This window comes from Thermoflexus sp. (genome assembly GCF_042408365.1).
In the GTDB taxonomy this organism is placed as follows: Bacteria; Chloroflexota; Anaerolineae; order Thermoflexales; family Thermoflexaceae; genus Thermoflexus.
This window is the reverse complement of sequence record NZ_JBHOQJ010000257.1, coordinates 1-3,321: the sequence shown is the minus strand read 5'-3', so window position 1 is coordinate 3,321 and position 3,321 is coordinate 1. Positions and strand designations below refer to the sequence as shown.

4 protein-coding genes are annotated in these 3,321 nt (G+C 62.6%); all 4 read right to left on the bottom strand.

From position 1 onward, the window contains the following. Positions 1-478, bottom strand: a 478-nt coding sequence (locus tag ACFMO5_RS11785) for a universal stress protein (RefSeq protein ID WP_376792947.1), incomplete at its 3' end; no start/stop codon positions are given. Between the two features lie 629 nt (positions 479-1,107). Next, positions 1,108-1,260, bottom strand: a complete 153-nt coding sequence (locus ACFMO5_RS11780) for a hypothetical protein (RefSeq protein WP_376792946.1) — start codon at positions 1,258-1,260, stop codon at positions 1,108-1,110. Then, entirely contained in the window at positions 1,257-2,093 is an 837-nt protein-coding gene (locus ACFMO5_RS11775) for a hypothetical protein (protein WP_376792945.1), read from the bottom strand. Before ACFMO5_RS11775 ends, ACFMO5_RS11780 begins: the two co-directional genes overlap by 4 nt. Then, positions 2,093-3,007 carry a hypothetical protein gene (locus tag ACFMO5_RS11770; RefSeq protein ID WP_376792944.1) on the bottom strand — a complete coding sequence of 305 codons (915 nt, stop codon included), beginning with the start codon at positions 3,005-3,007 and terminating at the stop codon, positions 2,093-2,095. The genes ACFMO5_RS11775 and ACFMO5_RS11770 overlap by 1 nt, the downstream gene beginning before the upstream one ends. Positions 3,008-3,321 lie beyond the last annotated feature (314 nt).

The window sequence follows — 3,321 nt, the reverse complement described above, 5'->3', positions numbered from 1 at the left end:
CCTCCAGCGCCAGCTGGGTGTAGGGCCCGCCTCGCACCGGAAGCAGGATCCGTCGCCATCGAGCGCCAATGGGACCCCGGACCAGCAGGAGGTCGCAGGGAGCTTCCTGAAGCACCTGGGCGAGCGGAGCGCCCAGCACGGTGCCTTCGGGATCCCCATTCCATGGAAGGAGCATCAATGAAACCCGATGAGAGTGCAGGAAGTGCATTACCTCTCCCCATGGGAAGTGAGAAACCCGGATCCGCTGACGCACGCGAAGGGGAAGTTCCGGATGGGCCGCTGCGAGGGCCGTCATCTGCTGGCGAAGCGCTCGCGCAGCGGCCGCCCCATGGCTCAAGGAGACGTTGGGGGGGAGGGAAACCAGGCCCAACAGCGTGATCTCCCCGTTCTCTCGAGAGAGCAGCGCATGGGCCAGGGAAAGCAGAGATGCAGCGGCTTCCGTCTCCTCCACCGGAATCAAGATCGAATCAAACGGCATCGAATCCTCCATTGAGGAATTTCACATCCGGCTCCGGCAGTGAATGAGAGGACGCTCAGCCGCAGGGTCTGCTCCCTTCTTCGCTCGCGGGGGCTCCCTTCTCCGAGTGGAAAGAGGGCGGCATCACAATCTTAACACGGGCCTCGCGCTTCGGCCAACCCCTTCGTCCTTAGGGCCGGGCCGGCACGTCCATCCCGCTCGAGTTTGCTGCTTTTGAGGCCCTGCAGTCCTGGGGATCTTCGAGGATCAGGGGCCGTCCACCCCTTCACGATGCATCGTCAACCCAAACACCGCTCACAAGATAAGAGGCCAGACCCACTCCACACCCCTCAGATCCCATCAGGTCTCCGTTTCCTGCTTTTCTGGAGCTCATCCCTCCACCGGCTTCAGGATCGCCAGAACGGGATGCATCTCATGGGTGCCGGGATCCAAGGGGATCGACCCGAAGCGGGGGTTCTCCGAATCGAGCCACCAGCGCCCGTTCCGGCGGGTCAATCGTTTAATTAAAAAGGCCTGCTGAGCCTCGTCCTGATAGCGCTCCAGAAGGACAGCGAGGACCAGGCGTCCGAGCAGTGAGGTCCAGAAGGAAGGATCCCGCGCCTGGTGGCCGGGAACCCGCCGGGCCAGGATCAGGTCGCCCGATTCGATCCCGACCCCCGCATGCTGTCGCCCTCCACCCGGAGCACCAGCACCTCGCCGAGGCGGATGGGGACGATCGTTTCCATATCGGCTTCCACGTAGGGGCGATAGATCCGACCGCCCACCTCCAGGCTGTCGATCAAAACCTCCATCTGATCGGAAAAGCGTTGGACTGTTTGGGGGTCCAGAAACTGAAGATCGCCGGCGTGGGGATGCGCGTCGGGCAGCAGGGTATAAGAAACAGCCGTGCGGGCCGGAGCGGCCATCCGGGTGCTGGGATCGCGGCTTCAGGTGGCATGGGGGCCGGAGAAGACGCCTCAGAGGCCGGCGGAGGTTCCGGAGCCTTCTCAGCCCTCGAGGCCGCTTCGGAGTCGGAGGTGTGGTCCAGGATCTCGCGGATGAGTCGACGGGCATATTGGATTCCATCGAATAGCTCGGCGTGAGGCCTTCCCCTGAGGACGGCCGCGCGGCGGAGCTCCCCCAGGAGGCGCTCCGCCCGCCGGGCCATTTCCAGCGCCCAAGCCGGGTCGTGAGACCGAAGCCGCTGCGCCCCGAGCAGCGCGGCAAGGGTCTCTGGGAGGGTCAGCCCATGGAGGCGAAGGCTGCGACACAGATCGGCGAGCTGCCGTTGGGCTGTGGGCAGCGACAGCCATCCCTCCCACCGATCCAAAGCCATAGCGACGATCTGAGCGCCGATGTGACATCGGAACACTTCCCCAAGCCGGGCCGGATCCTCAGCGGAAGCGGAGAGCAATAAGCGGCATAATCGTCGAAGCCCGGCGTGGTGTTCAGCAAATTCCACAGAACATCGGGCCCATACTTCGTCGGACCCCTCTCCGCGCAAGTATTCCCACAGCCGTTTTAATTCTTCCGGAAGAGCCAGGCCACTTTTGCGGACCGTGGCGTCCAAAGTTTCCAGGAAGTGCTTGAGGACCATCTCCGGCGAGACCTCCTGGTAGTTCGTTGCGTATTCCATCAGGGCCTCGGATTCCGCCAGGCCGATCCACCGGGCCAGACGCGGGCCAGGTGGGCCGCCCACTGGCTGCGCCAGACCTCCACCCGTTGGCGCCGTGCCTCCTCGGGCACTTCGCTTAATGTCACCCGCAAGCGATCGATCCGGATCCCCAGCGCTCGTAAATCGTCGTCTAGAGCCCCCCGGATTTCCTCCGCCAGCCGCGCCAGAGGGGCAGCGGGAAGCCTCGTCTCCGATCCGGGTTGGGCAAAGAGAAAAAGCTGATCAAACAGAAGATTCCCAATCCGGATGGAGAGCTCCCCCCGGGCCATCTCATAAGAAAGCTCGAACCAATGGAGCATGCGATCTTCCGCCGCACGGGCCGCCCGCAGCGCATGGGTGATCGTCTGACGCATGGCCCAAGGAGGGAAGAAATAAGGGGAGCATCCTATCAGATTAAGAGGCATGGTCTGCGATCGAAAGGCGACAACGGTTCGAATCTCCACCCCCAAAGAGATCCCATCCTGAGTGCGAACCCGAAGCGGGGAGGAGTTGCCTCGAGGAAACCGTTGAGGGCGGAGATCCACGAAGGCCGCGACATACTCCGCCGCTCTCACCTGGGCTAAGCCAGGCCCTTCGATCCGCAAAAGCACGCCTTCCCGCTCGACGGCCATGGCGCTTCGTGCATCTAAGAGCCAGAGCCCCGGGCCCTCCCGTGGTTCAGCGGGATGTCGCGGCTGGCCCGCATCCACCGTTCCCAGGGCGCGCAATTCCCCGAACAGAGAGCGAAGGAACGTCCAGCGCAACCCGCTCCGCTCGGGGCCAGCGGCGGGGGCAAGAAGGGGGACGAAGAGTTGAAACAGAAAGATCCCATACAAACCCATAAAGGAGAGCCAAAGCGCAACAAAAGGGAAGGCGCCTGGGGGATCCTCAGCCATCCATGCCAGCCCAGGATGAGCGTCAAGATGAGCCCCAGCCACAGCCCGATCCGAAATTTTCTCATATCCCCCTCCAGCGGGGGAACATTCAGCGGGTTGTGCCAGAATCAGCGCCTTGCCTCAATGACGCATGGTTCCCGATCGCTGCCTGAGTTTCCGAGGCTCCACAGCCCTAACCACGCATTTTTGTTATTCTCATATATTGTAGCGTGTTCGGAAAAATCACGATCTGGGATCCTGCCATCTCCATGGCTCTTCAATGTTCTAACCATTCGTGGTTTTCTAAGGCTGGGCCGGGGGCCTTCGGCCCCCGG

Coding starts and splice junctions, on each gene's coding strand:
- ACFMO5_RS11775 (WP_376792945.1), bottom strand. CDS start 2,093: ATGGAATACGCAACGAACTACCAGGAGGTCTCGCCGGAGATGGTCCTC.
- ACFMO5_RS11770 (WP_376792944.1), bottom strand. CDS start 3,007: ATGGCTGAGGATCCCCCAGGCGCCTTCCCTTTTGTTGCGCTTTGGCTC.